This window comes from Pseudomonas sp. AN3A02 (assembly GCF_011765255.1).
Classification (GTDB): Bacteria; Pseudomonadota; Gammaproteobacteria; order Pseudomonadales; family Pseudomonadaceae; genus Aquipseudomonas.
The window spans coordinates 1,707,698-1,722,730 of sequence record NZ_JAARNI010000001.1 but is presented as its reverse complement, the minus strand read 5'-3'; the positions used below and the strand labels follow the sequence as shown (position 1 = coordinate 1,722,730).

The following is a 15,033-nucleotide window of genomic DNA, read 5'->3' as shown; positions in this document are numbered from 1 at the left end:
ACTACAAACATGCGCGGCCCCGGCATTTTTCTCGCCCAGTTCATCTCGGACGAAGCACCTTTCGACACCCTGGCCAACATCGCCCAATGGGCGGCATCCCAGGGCTACAAGGCGATCCAACTGCCGACCCTCGGCACTCGCTATATCGACTTGGCCCGCGCCGCCGAAAGCCAAGCCTACTGCGACGAACTCAAGGCAACCTGTGCCAACGCCGGTGTCGAAATCAGCGAACTGTCGACCCACCTGCAAGGCCAGCTCGTGGCGGTTCACCCAGCGTTCGATACGCTGTTCGACGACTTCGCCCCTGCCCATCTGCGGGGCCAACCCCAGGCACGTACCGAGTGGGCCATCGAGCAATTGAAACTCGCCGCCCGCGCCAGCCAGCGCCTTGGTTTAAAGGCCCATGCGACCTTCTCGGGCGCGTTGCTCTGGCCGTACATTTACCCCTGGCCACAACGCCCCAGCGGCCTGGTGGAACAAGGCTTCGCTGAGTTGGCCAAGCGCTGGCTGCCGATCCTCGACTGCTTCGAAGCCGCCGGCGTCGACCTCTGCTACGAAATCCATCCCGGCGAAGACCTGCACGACGGCGCCTCTTTTGAACGCTTCCTCGACGCCGTCGATCACCATCCCCGCGCCAACATTCTCTACGACCCCAGCCACCTGCTGTTGCAGCAAATGGATTACCTGGGCTTTATCGACCGTTACCACGCGCGCATCCGCATGTTCCACGTCAAGGATGCTGAGTTCCGCCCCGATGCACGTTCCGGTGTCTACGGAGGCTATCAAGGATGGGTCGACCGTCCCGGTCGCTTCCGCTCGCTGGGCGACGGCCAGATCGACTTCAAATCGATCTTCAGCAAGCTCACCCAGTACGACTTCAGCGGCTGGGCCGTGCTGGAGTGGGAGTGCTGCCTGAAGGATGCGCAACAAGGCGCGGCAGAAGGGGCGACGTTCATCCAGCAGCACATGATCCGCAAGACCAAAAAGGCATTCGACGACTTCGCCGGCGTGACGTCCGACGAGCACTCCAACCGACGGCTGCTGGGCCTGCCCGACGCCTGAACACCGCTTCTGACCCAAAATAACAATAAAACGGTGACCCCAATGAAAGCGCGACTGAGCGTCATGATGTTCCTGCAATTCTTTATCTGGGGCGGCTGGTTCGTCACCCTCGGCACCTTCCTCGCCAGCAACCTGGGGGCCAGTGGTGGGCAAATCGGCATGGCGTTTTCAACCCAGTCGTGGGGGGCGATCATCGCGCCGTTTATCATCGGCCTGATCGCCGACCGTTACTTCAATGCCGAGCGCATCCTGGCCGTGCTGCACCTGATCGGCGCAGTGCTGCTCTACCAGCTGTACCGCGCGCCGGACTTCATCGGGTTTTACCCTTACGTGCTCGCGTACATGGTCATCTACATGCCAACCCTGGCGCTGGTGAACTCGGTGGCCTTCCGGCAAATGAGCGACCCGGCGCAGGAGTTTTCGCGCATCCGCGTGTGGGGCACCTTGGGCTGGATCGTCGCGGGGTTGGTGATCAGTTTTGTATTCGCCTGGGACTCCCAGCAGTCGATCACCACGGGCGCGTTGCGCAACACCTTCCTGATGTCTGCCATCGCGTCACTGTTGCTGGGTTTCTACAGCTTCACCTTGCCGCGCACTGCGCCCTTGAAAGCCGAGGCGGGCAGTGGCGATATCAAGCAGCTGCTGGGGCTGGATGCGCTGGGGTTATTAAAGGATCGCAGCTACCTGGTGTTCTTCATCGCCTCGATCCTGATCTGCATTCCCCTGGCGTTTTACTACCAGAACGCCAACCCGTTTCTTGCGGAAATCGGCGTGACCAATCCCACCGCGAAGATGGCCATAGGGCAGGTGTCCGAAGTGCTGTTCATGCTGCTGTTGCCGCTGTTTATCCAGCGGTTCGGCATCAAGATCGCGCTGCTGGTCGGCATGCTGGCCTGGGCGCTGCGCTATGCGCTGTTCGCCTACGGCAACAACGGCGAACTGGCGTTCATGCTGTTTACCGGGATTGCGCTGCATGGCATCTGCTATGACTTCTTCTTCGTTTCGGGGCAGATTTACACCGATGCGAAAGCGCCGGAGCGCTTCAGGAGTTCGGCCCAGGGGCTGATTACCCTGGCGACTTATGGCGTGGGGATGCTGATTGGATTCTGGGTGGCGGGGCAGGTGACCGACCACTATGTGGCGGCAGGTGGCAGCCATGACTGGCGCAGCATCTGGCTGTTTCCGGCGGGTTTTGCGTTGTTGATCTTTTTTTGTTTTTCGGTGGCGTTCAAGGGGCGGGAGAAGGTGTGACAGGCGCTGCAGGTGCGCCGGCGGAGCCAACTTTCTGGTAACGTCGGTGCCCCAATCACCTGTCCGGAGTAGATGCCAATGGCGTATGAGATCCACATCAAGAGAGCCGAAAGCAGCACAATCTCGCCTGAAGAATGGCATTCGTTTTGTGCGAATGACCCATCGATGAACCTCGAAAGTGAGACAGTCGGTGTTAATCCCAAGACCGGTGAAACCGTTACCATCAGTGGTAATGACACAGCGTTCTGGACCTCTCCGGTGACGCAGCAGCAGTACTACTTCGATTACCGTCGCGGCTCGATAGCATTTGTCTACAGCGATGAGACCCTTGAAAAAGCCAGGGAAATAGCCCGCGCCTTCTCTGCCAATATTCGGGGCGACGAAGGCGAGGCCTATTAACTCAAGGGTTGGCAGGCCTGCCTGGGCCCGTTGTTTCAGGTATCCTCCGCGCCCCGCTCAACAACTATTCCCAAACCATGCCAGAACAAAACATGCAGGCCCTGTTGGAGTCGATCCTCGACGAAGTTCGTCCGCTGATCGGCCTCGGCAAGGTCGCCGACTACATCCCCGCACTGGCCGACGTACCGGCGCAGCAGTTGGGCATTGCCGTGTATGGCAATGACGGCTCGTTCTATTGCGCGGGCGATGCTCACACCCTGTTCTCCGTGCAGAGCATCTCCAAGGTGTTCAGCCTGGTGCAGGCCATCGACCATGGCGGCGAAAGTATCTGGGAGCGCCTGGGCCACGAACCGTCGGGGCAGCCGTTCAACTCCATGGTGCAGCTGGAGTTTGAGCGCGGGCGGCCACGTAACCCGTTTATCAACGCCGGGGCATTGGTAATCTGCGACATCAACCAATCGCGCTTTGCCGTGCCGATCCTGTCCATGCGCGACTTTGTGCGGCGGCTGTCGGGCAATCCGCAGATTCTGGTCAACAGCGTCGTGGCTGAATCCGAAGCCCAGCACGGCGCGCGCAATGCGGCCATGGCGTACCTGATGAAGTCGTTCGGCAACTTCCACAATGATGTGGATGCGGTGCTGCACAGCTACTTCAACTACTGCGCGTTGCAGATGAGCTGCCTGGATTTGGCCAAGGCGTTTTGCTTTCTGGCGAATGAAGGCGTGTGCACTCACAGCGGCGAGCAGATTCTGACGGCGCGCCAGACCAAGCAAGTGAACTCGATCATGGCCACCAGCGGGCTCTATGACGAGGCGGGGAATTTTGCTTATCGCGTTGGCTTGCCAGGCAAGAGCGGGGTAGGCGGCGGGATTCTCGCGGTAGTGCCGGGGCAGTTTACGGTGTGCGTCTGGTCGCCGGAGTTGAATGCAGCGGGCAATTCGCTGGCGGGGATGAAGGCGTTGGAGTTGTTGAGCGAGCGGATTGGGTGGTCGGTGTTCTAGGGCTTGATCGCTCCCACGCTTTACGTAGGAGCGCTGGCCTAAGTTTTAGGCCGTTGGGTGGGTCACATTCAGTGCCTTGTCGACCAGCAATTGAACGCCTTCGATCATGCGGCAGATGCCCAGCGCCACATTGCGTTGGGCTCCGTCGACTTCAAAGGCCAAGTGGGTGGCGATATCGCTGATGGAGGCCAGGTCCTGGGACGCGTTGACCAGCAGGGTTTCCGTGCCCAGGTCGGCGCGCACGGTGAAGAGCCCATCGGTAGGTTCGGGTATCGGTTTGCCGGGATTGAGGTAGTGGTTGATCGCGCGATAGGCCACTTCGTGCAGTGTGCTGGTGTCGAAGTCTGAATGGCCAGGGGGATTGGGGCTGTCTTTAATCATGGTGAAACTCCAAGGGAAGTGGAGCTGCCACGATTCGCGGTCAAACGAATTAGGGTGGCAGCTATACGCGGGTTGACCGACCGGTCCCAAGGAAACCCGGCATACCCGAAGGTATCCCGCGTACAGCTGCCGCGACACGATACAACAGGCGTGAAAAAAACGCCTGAGTCGATGTTGGCACAGGTGTACTTGGGAAGGCGGACGGTCAAATCCGGTCGCTGAATTGGCAGCGACGGCGAAGGTTAATCAGCCCCCGTCCGACCGACAACCTGAAACAGCTGTCGGAAAAATCCGAGAGCGGTTTCTTCCCGAACTTCATCTGTCGCCAGCCGCGCGGTCAGGTCTGCTGCTGATACTATCGACGCAATCACCCATCAGTCAGAGACGGTCCATGTTGCCCAATCGTGTCGTCCAGACCGCCGCCAAGTCGGTGCTGCAGCAGCTCGTTACGCGAATCACGCCACAGTCAACTGAAGCCTCCATCGCCGAAATGGCGACGCAGATGCTCGCGGATTCCGGCTATCCGGAGACCTGGTATTACGACTGCCCGGCCTTCGTGTTGCTGGGTTCGCGCAGTATGCTTTCGGTGTCGGGGCGCGACTATCGGCCCAGTGACGAAGCGGTTGGTTTGCACAATCTGATCACGGTGGATTTAAGCCCAAGAGCGGGCAATGTATGGGGCGACTGCGCCCGCTCTTTCTATGTGGAGGAAGGCGTGTGCCGGGCGGTGCCGACGGGTGCGGAGTTCAGCAGGGGCTATGAAGTCGAGCACCAGCTACACGCGATGATGCGCACATTCGCCCGGCCTGAAACCACGTTCAACGACCTCCACGCATTCGCCAATGACCTGATCGCATCCGAAGGTTTCGAGAACCTCGATTTCGCTGGCAACGTCGGTCATAGCATCTGCGAACAGCGTGACCAAAGGCTCTACATCGAAGCGGGCAATCACCGGCGTCTTGAAGAGGTGGCGTGCTTTACCTTTGAGCCGCATATTCGCGAGCGAGGTGGTCGCTGGGGGTATAAGCACGAGAATATCTATTTCTTCGGCGACGAGGGTGAGGTCTGCGAGCTTTGACGATGGCGCAGGTCTCCTGAGGAGACGCGGCGCCTTCGAGTTTTTCGCGAGCAAGCTCGCTCCTACAGGGAGAGGCGATCGAGCAAGCTGTACCACGCCACGCCCGCGCCAATGTAGAACCGCTGCAACCCATGCAAGGGTAGTCGCTGCAGCGGAGTTACCGGATAGGAAAAGTCCGAGCGGCTGTCACATAAACGTCCCGCCAGTTGCTGGCCCAGGCTGGTGCACAACGCAATCCCGCGCCCGTTGCAACCCAGCGCCAGGGTCAAGCCCGGCGCAGGTTCGTGAACGTGGGGCATAAAGTCCCGGGTGATCGCGATCCGTCCTGCCCAGCGGTACTCGAAGTCCAGCTTGCCCAGCTGCGGAAACAACAACGCCAGCGAGCGTTCCAGGTGCGCAAAATCCGCTGGGCCGGTGGGGTCTTCGAACAGTCCGCGCCCGCCCATCAGCAAGCGACCATGGGCATCCTTGCGAAAGTACAGCAGCAGCCGTTGGGCGGTGGAGACGGTTTCCTGCCCGGGCAAAATGCTCTCTGCCGCAGTGCCGCTCAAGGGGCGGGTGGCGACGATAAAGCTGTTGGCCGCGAGCACACTCTGGGCCATGCCGGGCCACAAGTCGCCGCTGTAGCCGTTGGTGGCCAGCACCACTTGGCCGGCAGACACCTGCGCGCCGCTGGCGGTTTGCAACTTCCAGCCAGCCCCCGCCTGTTGCATCGCGGTCACGGCGCTTTGCCCGTGGATGCGTACGCCCGCCGCCTGCGCTGCACGCACCAAGCCGCGCGCATAGGCCAGGGGCTGGATGGCGCCAGCACGGCCATCCAGCCAGCCACCGGCAAACGCCTGGCTGCCCATGCGGGCGGACACCGCGCGGGCATCCAGGCGCTGCACCGGCACTCCGCGACGCTCCCATTGTTCGGCGCGAGCATGCAGGCCCGCCACGCCTTTTTCGGAATAGGAAACTTGCATCCAGCCCTTGCGCGTGGGGGCGCAGTCAATGCCATGGCGCTGGATAAGGTTGAACACCAGGTCCGCCGAGTGGGACACGGTATGGATCAGCGGCTCGGCGCGCTCGGCACCATACCTCTGCACCAGTTGATCCGGGTCGTATTTGAGCGTCGGGTTGACCTGCCCGCCATTGCGCCCGGACGCGCCCCAGCCGGGCTCGCTGGCCTCCAGCACGCACACGCTCACGCCGCGCTCCGCCAGGTGCAGGGCCGTGGACAAGCCGGTGTACCCGGCGCCGACGATGGCCACGTCCACCTTTAATGACTCAGCCAGCGCGGGTGTCGGCGGTGCAGCGGGCGCGGTCGCGGCCCAGAGTGACTTCATGACAGGCTCCGGGTGTTGGCGGTGGGGTGCAGCACGCGGCGCAGGAAGTCCTGGGTACGTGGTTGTTGCGGGTTGCCCAGCACCTGTTCGGCCGGCCCGCTCTCCACGATGTAGCCGCCGTGCAGGAAGCACACGCGGTCGGCCACTTCCCGGGCAAAGCCCATTTCGTGGGTGACCACGATCATGGTCATGCCTTCATCGGCCAGGGTGCGCATCACCTCCAGCACATCGCCCACCAGTTCCGGGTCGAGGGCCGAGGTGGGTTCGTCGAACAGCATGGCGTCGGGCTTCATCGCCAGTGCGCGGGCGATGGCCACCCGTTGTTGCTGGCCGCCGGAGAGTTGTTCCGGGTAAGCATCGGCCTTGGCTGACAGGCCGACTTTATCCAGCAGCGCCAGGGCTTCTTCGCGGGCCTGTTTCAGCGGTTCGCCTTTGACGTAAACCGGGCCTTCCATCACGTTTTCCAGCACGGTGCGATGGGGGAACAGGTTGAAGCGCTGGAACACCATGCCCATGCGGCTGCGCAGGGCATGCACGGTCTTGCTGCTGCGCTGCACGGTCTCGCCGAATACGCGGATGGTGCCGCCGTCGTAGGCTTCCAGCGCGTTGATGCAGCGCAACAGGGTGGATTTGCCCGAGCCGGACGGGCCGATCAGGCACACCACTTCGCCCTTGGCCACGTCCAGGTCGACGCCGTGCAGCACGCGATGGGTGCCGTAGTGTTTTTGCAGTTGGCGAATCTCGATCATGCTTTTTTCCTCCGGCCCAGGTGCTGTTCCATGCGGCGCAGGCCATACACCAGCGGCAGGCTCATCAGCAGGTAGAGCAGGGCGACCAGGGTGTAGACGGTCATGTTCTGGAAGGTGGATGAGGCGATCAGTTGGCCCTGGCGCGTCATCTCGGCGACGGTGATGGTCGACACCAGGGACGAGTCCTTGAGCATCATCACCAGGGTGTTGCCGTAGGGCGGCAAGGCGATTCGAAAGGCCTGGGGCAGGATCACCCGGCGCATCATCAGCACCGAGCGCATCCCCAGGGCTTCGGCGGCTTCACGCTGGCCCTGTTCGACGGCGATGATGCCGGTACGGAAGTTCTCCGCCTGGTACGCCGAGTAGGCGACGCCCATGCCGATCACACCCGCCTGGAATGCGCTGAGGTGCACGCCCATGTCCGGTAACACGAAGTAGATGTAGAACAGCTGCACGATGATCGGCAGGCCACGAATCACGTTGATCACGGTGCTCGCTGCCCACGACAGCGCGCGGATCGGCGACAGCTTGAGCAACGCCAGCACCAGGCCGATCGCACTGCTGAGCAGGAACGACAGTACGGTGATCTGAATCGTCACCCAGGCGCCTTGAAGCAGGATCGGCAAGAAGTCCTGGGCGTTTTGCAGGAATTCAGCCGGGTTCATGGTTGCACCTGGGCATCAAGTCCCCACTTCTTGAGGATTGCGTCCAGGGTGCCGTCAGCCTTGATGCTGGCGATGGCCTGGTTCAGGCGGGCGAGGGTTTCGCTGTCGCCCTTGCGCACCACCAGGCACACCTCGCCGACGTTCACCGGCTTGTAGTCGGCGGCGAGCTTCACGCCTTTGAACAGCTTCTGGCGGATCTGGTAGGCCACCACAGGCTGGTCACCCACGGCGGCCTTGATACGGCCCAGGCTCAGGTCGCGGACCATTTCGCCGATGGAGTCGTAGGTGCGGATTTCCTTGAAAATCCCCAGCTTGTTGAGCATGTCGTAGAAGATCGTGCCGGCTTGCACACCCACCACCTGGTCTTTCAGGGATCTGAGGTCGGGATAGGCGGCGTTGTCGTCTTCGCTAATGATCAACCCTTCACCGTACGCATACACCGGCGCGCTGAAGTCCACCACCTGGGCGCGCTCCGGGGTCTTGAGCATGCCGGCGGCGATGAAGTCGAGCTTGCCGGAGGTGAGCGACGGGATCAGTGCGGCAAAGTTGGTCTGCTCGATTTCGCTGGTGAAACCACCGGCCTTGCCCACGGCATTGGCGACGTCGACCATCACGCCCTGGATGCTGTTGCTCTTGATGTCGAGGAAGGTGAACGGCGAACCGCTGGCCGTTGCACCGACTTTGTACGAGGCCGCACCGGCGGCGTGCACGGTTGCTACGCAAAAGGTGGCGCAAATACCGAAGGCGAGGCGGCGAAACAAGGGCGAAAGACTGTTCATCGGGTTACTCCAGAAGGAAAACGGATCGTCAGTACCGCAAGCGGTTGGAAAGCAAACCGCAAGCTCTATGCCATTTCGATTCAATAAAATCGTTTGGCGGTATAGAAAATCGACAAAATGAACCATTCGTATCGGTATGCGATTTTAAGTGGTCGAATTTCGCAGTTTGGTGTAGAAATATCGCTACGCTTGATCGACCTGACCGCGAGTTCGCCATGTCTGAAGAACGCAACAGCTTGCACAACCAATCCCTCGAAAAAGGCCTGTCGGTGCTCAAGGCATTCAGCGCACAGCGCCGCAGCATGAGCCTTGCAGAGGTGGCCGAGGCCGCCGGCATGACCAAAAGCTCGGCCCAGCGCATGGTATTTACCCTGGAGAGCCTGGGTTACCTTCGGAAACACTCGCGCACGCGCCATTACCAACTCACACCGCGGGTGCTGGAGTTGGGCTTCAGTTATCTGGATGCGCATTCGTTGATTGAGGTGGCCAACCCGTTCCTCTCGGAATTGACCCGCCTGACCGGAGAAACCTCGTGCCTGACCGAGCCTGCGGGTTACGACATGACCTACATCGCGCGGTTTGTCAGCTCAGGCTTTGTGCCGGTACACATGCCGATTGGCTCGCGGGTGCCGATGTACTGCACGGCGTCGGGCCGGGCGTATTTGAGTGCGTTGCCGCAGGATGAGGCGTTGGTGTTGATTGAGAACAGCCAGCGGGTGGCGCATACCAGCCAAACGTTGACTGAAGTCGACAGGATCATGGCGTCGTTGCAGCAGGTGCGCGAGCAGGGCTATGCGGTGAATGGCCAGGAGCTGTTCCTGGGCGACATGACCATCGGCGCGCCGGTGTTGGGCGCGAATGGCCGGCCGGTGGCGGCGGTGCATGTGGTGGCGCCCACCAGTCGGTGGAGCAGGGCGGATGCGGAGAAGCAGTTGGCGCCGGCGTTGTTGCAGTGTTCAAGGGCGTTGAGCAATTCGGCGCGCAACCTTGAATAGCCCCATTCTCAAGAACACAGCAAATCAAAAATGTGGGAGCGGGCTTGCTCGCGAATGCGGTGTATCAGTCGCCAGATGCAGTGACTGGCACACCGCATTCGCGAGCAAGCCCGCTCCCACATTTTGATCTTCAGTACTCTTTGAAATTTATGGGTGCTTGTAGGAAAGCAACCATCTACGTCAGTTAAATCTTAATAAGGGTAGGGGTCCTTCACATTCTCAAGGCATTGCTCGACAATGCGCCCACTGTTCCGGAGTAGTTCAGCGGTAGAACACTCGGCTCTTAACCGGGTGGGCGCTGGTTCGAATCCAGCCTCCGGACCCATCCATTACACAGCAGTCTGGACATACTTCCAGATCACACGGAGTGACTAGCATGGATGCAGGTTATGCAGTCTTCCAGCTGTCCAGGGCACTGCTTGCGCACGATCAAACTTGTAGCCCTCTCGCCCGTTTTAATGCCCGCAGACGCATCTCGCGCTGGAAACAGGTTATTGCGCACATTCTGCAAAGCACCGCAGAGTATGGCTCTCGTACCCCGATTGCTGAGGTTTCCGCCTGGGTTACGCTGGAAGTTACTACAGGGGGGTTCGCTACCGGTAATCTGTTGGCAGGTGGCGAATTGACCGACTATGAGCGTGAACTGGCCGCCTCCCTCCCGGGGATTCGTCGAGGGTTTGAGCGGTTGGATATCAATTCCTGGCATCTCACAGATGACGGTCTTGATGCGCTGCAGCAGCTTCTGGCCAGTTGTGACTATCGAGTTGATGTGCCGGAAGAGGCAGCGTTACTGACCGTGGCTTGGTTGTCAGGCCAGCGGCGTACTGACGAGGCGCGTGCCCTCATAGAGGCCATTGTTCCTTTTTTTGACCGATTGCGTTTCTTTCCGTCGATCTCTACGCAGCTTCCGATCTCCGCCACGCAGGTACATGTCGTTGACGCGGGTGAGGTGAAGCAGTCTCTTATAACCTTGCCTGCTCAGACTCAGATCGCTGTGCAGAAACAGGCGATCACAAGACGGTTACCCCTTTATGATTCGGCCATCGCACATTTCCTCCTGACTTATCAGGCTGGCTGGCCTTGCCGTCATTACCCACCTCAGTGGCACGAGCAGGCGGCCGAACTGGAGGAAAATTATAAAAAACTTGGCATCGACAGGTGCTCACCTGACCGCTTGGCGGAACTGTTTTCTTTACTGGAGCAATGCTCCCGCAATGCCGAATCGCTCACAGGGCGTCAGGTAGGTCGTATACGACGAATTGTCGATGACTTCGTGCGCAAACATGGCACTCCGGACTCTGCCTCTCACTTAGCGTTCCGCGCGAACCAGCTTCGCCAGGTGGCGGGGCCAGAGCATCATCTAATTGCGCGTGTCGTGGCAAAGCGTCTGTCCAAGTATCCAGCGCAAAGTGGCATTTCGGATTTTGTCGATTTGGCCGCGCCGCTCACTGCTGCGGAGGCATCGGAATGTGCGCAGGCCGAGGGTGTCGCGATACCAACGGCGATCCTGCGCCGTATTCAACGCTGTCGGAGCGGGACGATTAGCGAACTGATCAAGCATGGGCTGATCACTTCGGGTGACACAGTCGCACGGGTGCTGCCGGCGATGACCGCTCAGCTTAGTAGCTCGGGGTTGCGGGACGAAGCGTTGAGGATGGTCTACGCCTCGACCTACCGGGCGTTCCGTCGGCGGCGTTCATTATTACTGTTGAATCTTGAGCGTCAGGTTGGCCTGAGTGAGTTGCCCTGGATTGCTGCAATTGAGCGCGACCGGCAGTCAGGCATTGGTGCAGCCAGTGTCGCCAGACAATCCCTCGTTGAGTCAGCGGCATTAACGCTTCATGCCTTCCCTTACGCTATCCTTCCTAACAAGCTTCTCAAGGAATATGGAGCACTGGCGGACACTGCGGAACTAGATCTTCCCTTCGTGGAAGAGGTCGCTGCAGATATCTTCATGGGGCAGTTTTCCAGTAAGTTCGCTGACGCTGCCAGGCGAACGGGGCCGGTGATAGCAGGGTCACTTTATATACGTTACTACGCCATTGATACCGACGAGCTGGCCGGCCTCGTCACCCGAGGGCGGCGACAAGCGCGAGTGGCGAGCGATGCGTTCGCGGCCTTGTGCGCGGGGCGTGCGGGAGCTGAGTTAGGCACTTGGCATCCGGCAACCAATGGCACCATTCTTGAGCAGCAGCAGATTTTAACCACGCAGAACCTTGCGGTATTGTTTGAATCGCTTGGGTTGAAGGTTTTGCTACGGTCTAAATTAGGCAGCATGGTGCAGGCGTGTTTTGAGTGGATATGTAGACGGCATCAGATGAAGATCGAGCATTATCATGCTCGGTTGATAATGCTCAAAAATACCGCCTATGCCTGGCGCCAGATGGTGTTCTACCTGGCGATGCTCGATGAAGATGATCGCAGAGAAGCCTTGGCGTCTATTGAGGCTTATTTCGCCATTCAGCCAGTGGCTTTTCGAGAAAGATTCCTGCCGTTGATGAGCGGCTTGCGCAAGGCTTGTGCTGGCGAAGTATTGCCTCAGCGCGCTCCAACTGAGGATGGTGCGAGAGTTTTTCTGGGATGGACAACGACGCGGCATTGGTTACTACCCCCGCAGGAAGTTACTTCAATCCGAGCTGTTGAGCAGTAGTGACGCTAAAGATTCAAGTGTGGGAGCGGGCTTGCTCGCGAATGCGGTGTATCAGTCGCCAGATGCAGTGACTGGCACACCGCATTCGCGAGCAAGCCCGCTCCCACATTTTGATCTTCATCATTCTTGGAGATGGGTGTGAGCCCCAACAAAAAATGCGCCCCTTCGGGCGCATTTTTTTGTTCGGTCAACTTTCGCCTATCAGGCAATCGCATCCCAAGCACGATCACCATTCTCGTCTTTAATACGAGTCGGCAACCCCATCACGTCCAGCGCTTTCAGGAACGGCTCAGCCGGCAGTTCCTCGACGTTGGCCATGTGCTTCACATCCCACTCGCCACGGGCAACCAGCAGCGCTGCGGCCACGGGTGGCACGCCGGCGGTGTAGGAGATGCCCTGGCTGTCGGTTTCGGCAAAGGCTTCTTCGTGGCAGGCCACGTTGTAGATGAACAGCTCGCGTGGCTGGCCATCCTTGGTGCCCTTGACCAGGTCGCCGATGCAGGTCTTGCCGGTGTAGCCCGGTGCCAGCGACGACGGGTCAGGCAGCACGGCCTTGACCAGTTTCAGCGGCACGACTTCCAGGCCTTCGGCGGTGGTGACCGGTTTTTCGGAGAGCAGGCCGAGGTTTTTCAGCACGGTGAACACGTTGATGTAGTGTTCGCCGAAGCTCATCCAGAAACGCACATTGGGCACGTCGAGGTTTTTCGACAGCGAGTGCACTTCATCGTGGCCGGTCAGGTACAGGTTCTGCGAACCGACCACAGGCAGGTCGTCGGTGCGTTTGACTTCGAACATGGTGTTGCTGGTCCACTGGCTGTTCTGCCAGCTCCACACCTGTCCGGTGAATTCGCGGAAGTTGATTTCCGGGTCGAAATTGGTGGCGAAATATTTGCCGTGGGAGCCGGCATTGACGTCCAGAATGTCGATCGAATCAATGCGGTCGAAATGCTTTTGCTGCGCCAGCGCGGCATACGCGTTGACGACACCCGGGTCGAAGCCCACGCCGAGAATGGCCGTGATGTTCTTCTGTTTGCACTCTTCCAGGTGGTTCCATTCGTAGTTGCCGTACCACGGCGGGGTCTCGCAGACCTTGCCCGGCTCTTCGTGGATGGCGGTGTCGAGGTACGCCACGCCCGTGTCGATGCAGGCACGCAGTACCGACATGTTGAGGAACGCGGAACCGACGTTGATGACGATCTGCGATTCGGTTTCGCGGATCAGTGCCTTGGTCGCTTCCACGTCCAAAGCGTTCAGCGCAAAGGCTTGAATCTGGGCGGGTACCTTGAGGCTACCCTTGGCCTTGACGCTGTCGATGATGGCCTGGCATTTGGAGATGTTGCGCGACGCGATAGCAATACGACCGAGTTCGTCGTTGTGCTGCGCGCACTTGTGGGCCACCACCTTGGCGACACCTCCTGCACCAATGATAAGAACGTTCTTTTTCAATTGCTTTATCTCTCCTTTATCTGTCCGCTTTACGAAAGGCTGGACAGGTAGTCGTCGTAACCAAATTCACGAACCACTTCGACTGTACCGTCGAGTTGTTTCACTACGATGGACGGCATTTTCAGGCCGTTGAACCAGTTTTTCTTGACCATGGTGTAGCCTGCCGTGTCGATGAACGACAGTCGATCGCCGATGGCCAGCGGCTGATCAAATTGATACTCACCGAAAATATCCCCGGCCAGGCACGACTTGCCGCACACCATGTAGGTATGTTCACCGTCGCTTGGCGCCAGCTTGGCGTTGAGGCGATAGATCAGCAGGTCCAGCAGGTGGGCTTCGATGGAGCTGTCTACCACGGCGAGGTTCTTGCCGTTGTAGAGGGTGTCGAGCACGGTCACTTCCAGGGAGGCGCTGTTGGTGATCGCTGCTTCGCCGGGTTCCAGGTACACCTGCACGTCGTACTTCTGCGAGAACGCCTTGAGGCGCTGGCAGAAGGCGTCGATGGCATAGCCTTCACCGGTGAAGTGGATGCCGCCGCCGAGGCTGACCCAGTTGACCTTGTGCAGCAGCGCGCCGAAGCGTTCTTCGATGGTGTTGAGCATCTGGTCGAACAGGTTGAAGTCACCGTTCTCGCAGTTGTTGTGGAACATGAAGCCGGAGATCTGCTCGATCACACCTTCGATCTTAACCGGGTCCCACTCGCCCAAACGGCTGAACGGGCGCGCCGGGTCGGCCAGCAGGTAGTCGGAGCTGCTCACTTGCGGGTTGACGCGCAGGCCGCGGGTCTTGCCTTCGCTGCGTTCGGCAAAGCGCTGCAGCTGGCTGATGGAGTTGAAGATGATCTTGTCGCAGTTATCCAGCATCTCTTCGATTTCATCGTCGGCCCAGGCCACGCTGTAGGCGTGAGCTTCACCTTCGAACTTCTGGCGACCCAGCTTCAGCTCGTACAACGACGACGAGGTGGTGCCGTCCATGTATTCCTGCATCAGGTCGAACACCGACCAGGTGGCGAAACACTTGAGGGCCAGCAGAGCCTTGGCGCCGGACTGTTCGCGCACGTAGGCGATCTTCTGCATGTTGACCAGAAGCTTCTGTTTGTCGATGAGGTAGTACGGCGTTTTGATCATTTTCAGAGCCTGCGGCGGTGCCTGCCAAAAAAGGACACGCATTGTGCCCGCACTTGGGACAGATCGAAAGGTTAGTCAGCGGAATTTGCTGGCCCGGTTATAAGCTGGCCTGTGAATATGAC

General features: G+C 59.5%; 14 protein-coding genes and 1 tRNA gene. 8 read left to right on the top strand and 7 right to left on the bottom strand.

Features of this window, described 5'->3' with window-relative positions:
- Window positions 1–9 precede the first annotated feature (9 nt).
- From HBJ59_RS07920 to glsB, 4 genes are all read left to right on the top strand, one after another.
- The gene (locus HBJ59_RS07920; RefSeq protein ID WP_167663184.1) at window positions 10–1,062 is read left to right on the top strand and encodes a sugar phosphate isomerase/epimerase; all 1,053 of its coding nucleotides are present in this window, start codon (window positions 10–12) and stop codon (window positions 1,060–1,062) included.
- Window positions 1,063–1,104: 42 nt separating this feature from the next.
- Window positions 1,105–2,313 (top strand): nucleoside permease, encoded by a 1,209-nt coding sequence (locus HBJ59_RS07915; RefSeq protein WP_178124249.1) that lies wholly within the window; start codon window positions 1,105–1,107, stop codon window positions 2,311–2,313.
- 78 nt (window positions 2,314–2,391) lie between these two features.
- Window positions 2,392–2,712, top strand: a complete 321-nt coding sequence (locus HBJ59_RS07910) for a hypothetical protein (RefSeq protein ID WP_167663182.1) — start codon at window positions 2,392–2,394, stop codon at window positions 2,710–2,712.
- 92 nt (window positions 2,713–2,804) lie between these two features.
- Complete coding sequence (gene glsB, locus HBJ59_RS07905; RefSeq protein ID WP_010171887.1) at window positions 2,805–3,713, top strand: glutaminase B; 909 nt, start codon at window positions 2,805–2,807, stop codon at window positions 3,711–3,713.
- A gap of 45 nt (window positions 3,714–3,758) precedes the next feature.
- On the opposite strand, the gene HBJ59_RS07900 is transcribed toward glsB, so the two are convergent.
- On the bottom strand, window positions 3,759–4,094 hold the full coding sequence (locus tag HBJ59_RS07900; RefSeq protein ID WP_076017044.1) for a DUF6124 family protein: 336 nt from the start codon (window positions 4,092–4,094) through the stop codon (window positions 3,759–3,761).
- Between the two features lie 391 nt (window positions 4,095–4,485).
- Between HBJ59_RS07900 and HBJ59_RS07895 the strand changes: the two genes are divergently transcribed.
- Entirely contained in the window at window positions 4,486–5,172 is a 687-nt protein-coding gene (locus tag HBJ59_RS07895; protein WP_167663181.1) for a M24 family metallopeptidase, read from the top strand.
- A gap of 62 nt (window positions 5,173–5,234) precedes the next feature.
- Here the strand turns inward: HBJ59_RS07895 and HBJ59_RS07890 are convergent, their stop codons facing one another.
- Genes HBJ59_RS07890 through HBJ59_RS07875 form a run of 4 tightly spaced genes read right to left on the bottom strand, consistent with a single transcriptional unit; the run spans window position 5,235 to window position 8,693 of the window.
- Entirely contained in the window at window positions 5,235–6,500 is a 1,266-nt protein-coding gene (locus tag HBJ59_RS07890; protein ID WP_167663180.1) for an FAD-binding oxidoreductase, read from the bottom strand.
- A complete protein-coding gene (locus tag HBJ59_RS07885) occupies window positions 6,497–7,249 on the bottom strand; it encodes an amino acid ABC transporter ATP-binding protein (RefSeq protein WP_063030951.1) in 753 nt (250 codons plus the stop codon). The genes HBJ59_RS07890 and HBJ59_RS07885 overlap by 4 nt, the downstream gene beginning before the upstream one ends.
- Entirely contained in the window at window positions 7,246–7,914 is a 669-nt protein-coding gene (locus tag HBJ59_RS07880; protein ID WP_167663179.1) for an amino acid ABC transporter permease, read from the bottom strand. Before HBJ59_RS07880 ends, HBJ59_RS07885 begins: the two co-directional genes overlap by 4 nt.
- Window positions 7,911–8,693: an ABC transporter substrate-binding protein gene (locus HBJ59_RS07875; RefSeq protein ID WP_167663178.1), complete on the bottom strand. Its 783-nt coding sequence runs from the start codon at window positions 8,691–8,693 to the stop codon at window positions 7,911–7,913. Before HBJ59_RS07875 ends, HBJ59_RS07880 begins: the two co-directional genes overlap by 4 nt.
- Window positions 8,694–8,908: 215 nt before the next feature.
- On the opposite strand from HBJ59_RS07875, the gene HBJ59_RS07870 reads away from it, so the two are divergent.
- The 3 genes from HBJ59_RS07870 (at window position 8,909) to HBJ59_RS07860 (ending at window position 12,338) form a co-directional block, all read left to right on the top strand.
- Window positions 8,909–9,688, top strand: coding sequence for an IclR family transcriptional regulator (locus tag HBJ59_RS07870; protein WP_076017050.1), 780 nt, complete (start codon window positions 8,909–8,911; stop codon window positions 9,686–9,688).
- 250 nt (window positions 9,689–9,938) lie between these two features.
- Window positions 9,939–10,013, top strand: a tRNA-Lys gene (locus HBJ59_RS07865).
- Window positions 10,014–10,064: 51 nt separating this feature from the next.
- The gene (locus HBJ59_RS07860) at window positions 10,065–12,338 is read left to right on the top strand and encodes a hypothetical protein (RefSeq protein ID WP_167663177.1); all 2,274 of its coding nucleotides are present in this window, start codon (window positions 10,065–10,067) and stop codon (window positions 12,336–12,338) included.
- A 201-nt stretch (window positions 12,339–12,539) separates the two neighbouring features.
- On the opposite strand, the gene HBJ59_RS07855 is transcribed toward HBJ59_RS07860, so the two are convergent.
- Window positions 12,540–13,784 (bottom strand): saccharopine dehydrogenase family protein, encoded by a 1,245-nt coding sequence (locus tag HBJ59_RS07855; RefSeq protein WP_017475085.1) that lies wholly within the window; start codon window positions 13,782–13,784, stop codon window positions 12,540–12,542.
- Between the two features lie 29 nt (window positions 13,785–13,813).
- A complete protein-coding gene (locus tag HBJ59_RS07850; RefSeq protein WP_057438683.1) occupies window positions 13,814–14,911 on the bottom strand; it encodes a carboxynorspermidine decarboxylase in 1,098 nt (365 codons plus the stop codon).
- Between the last annotated feature and the right edge of the window lie 122 nt (window positions 14,912–15,033).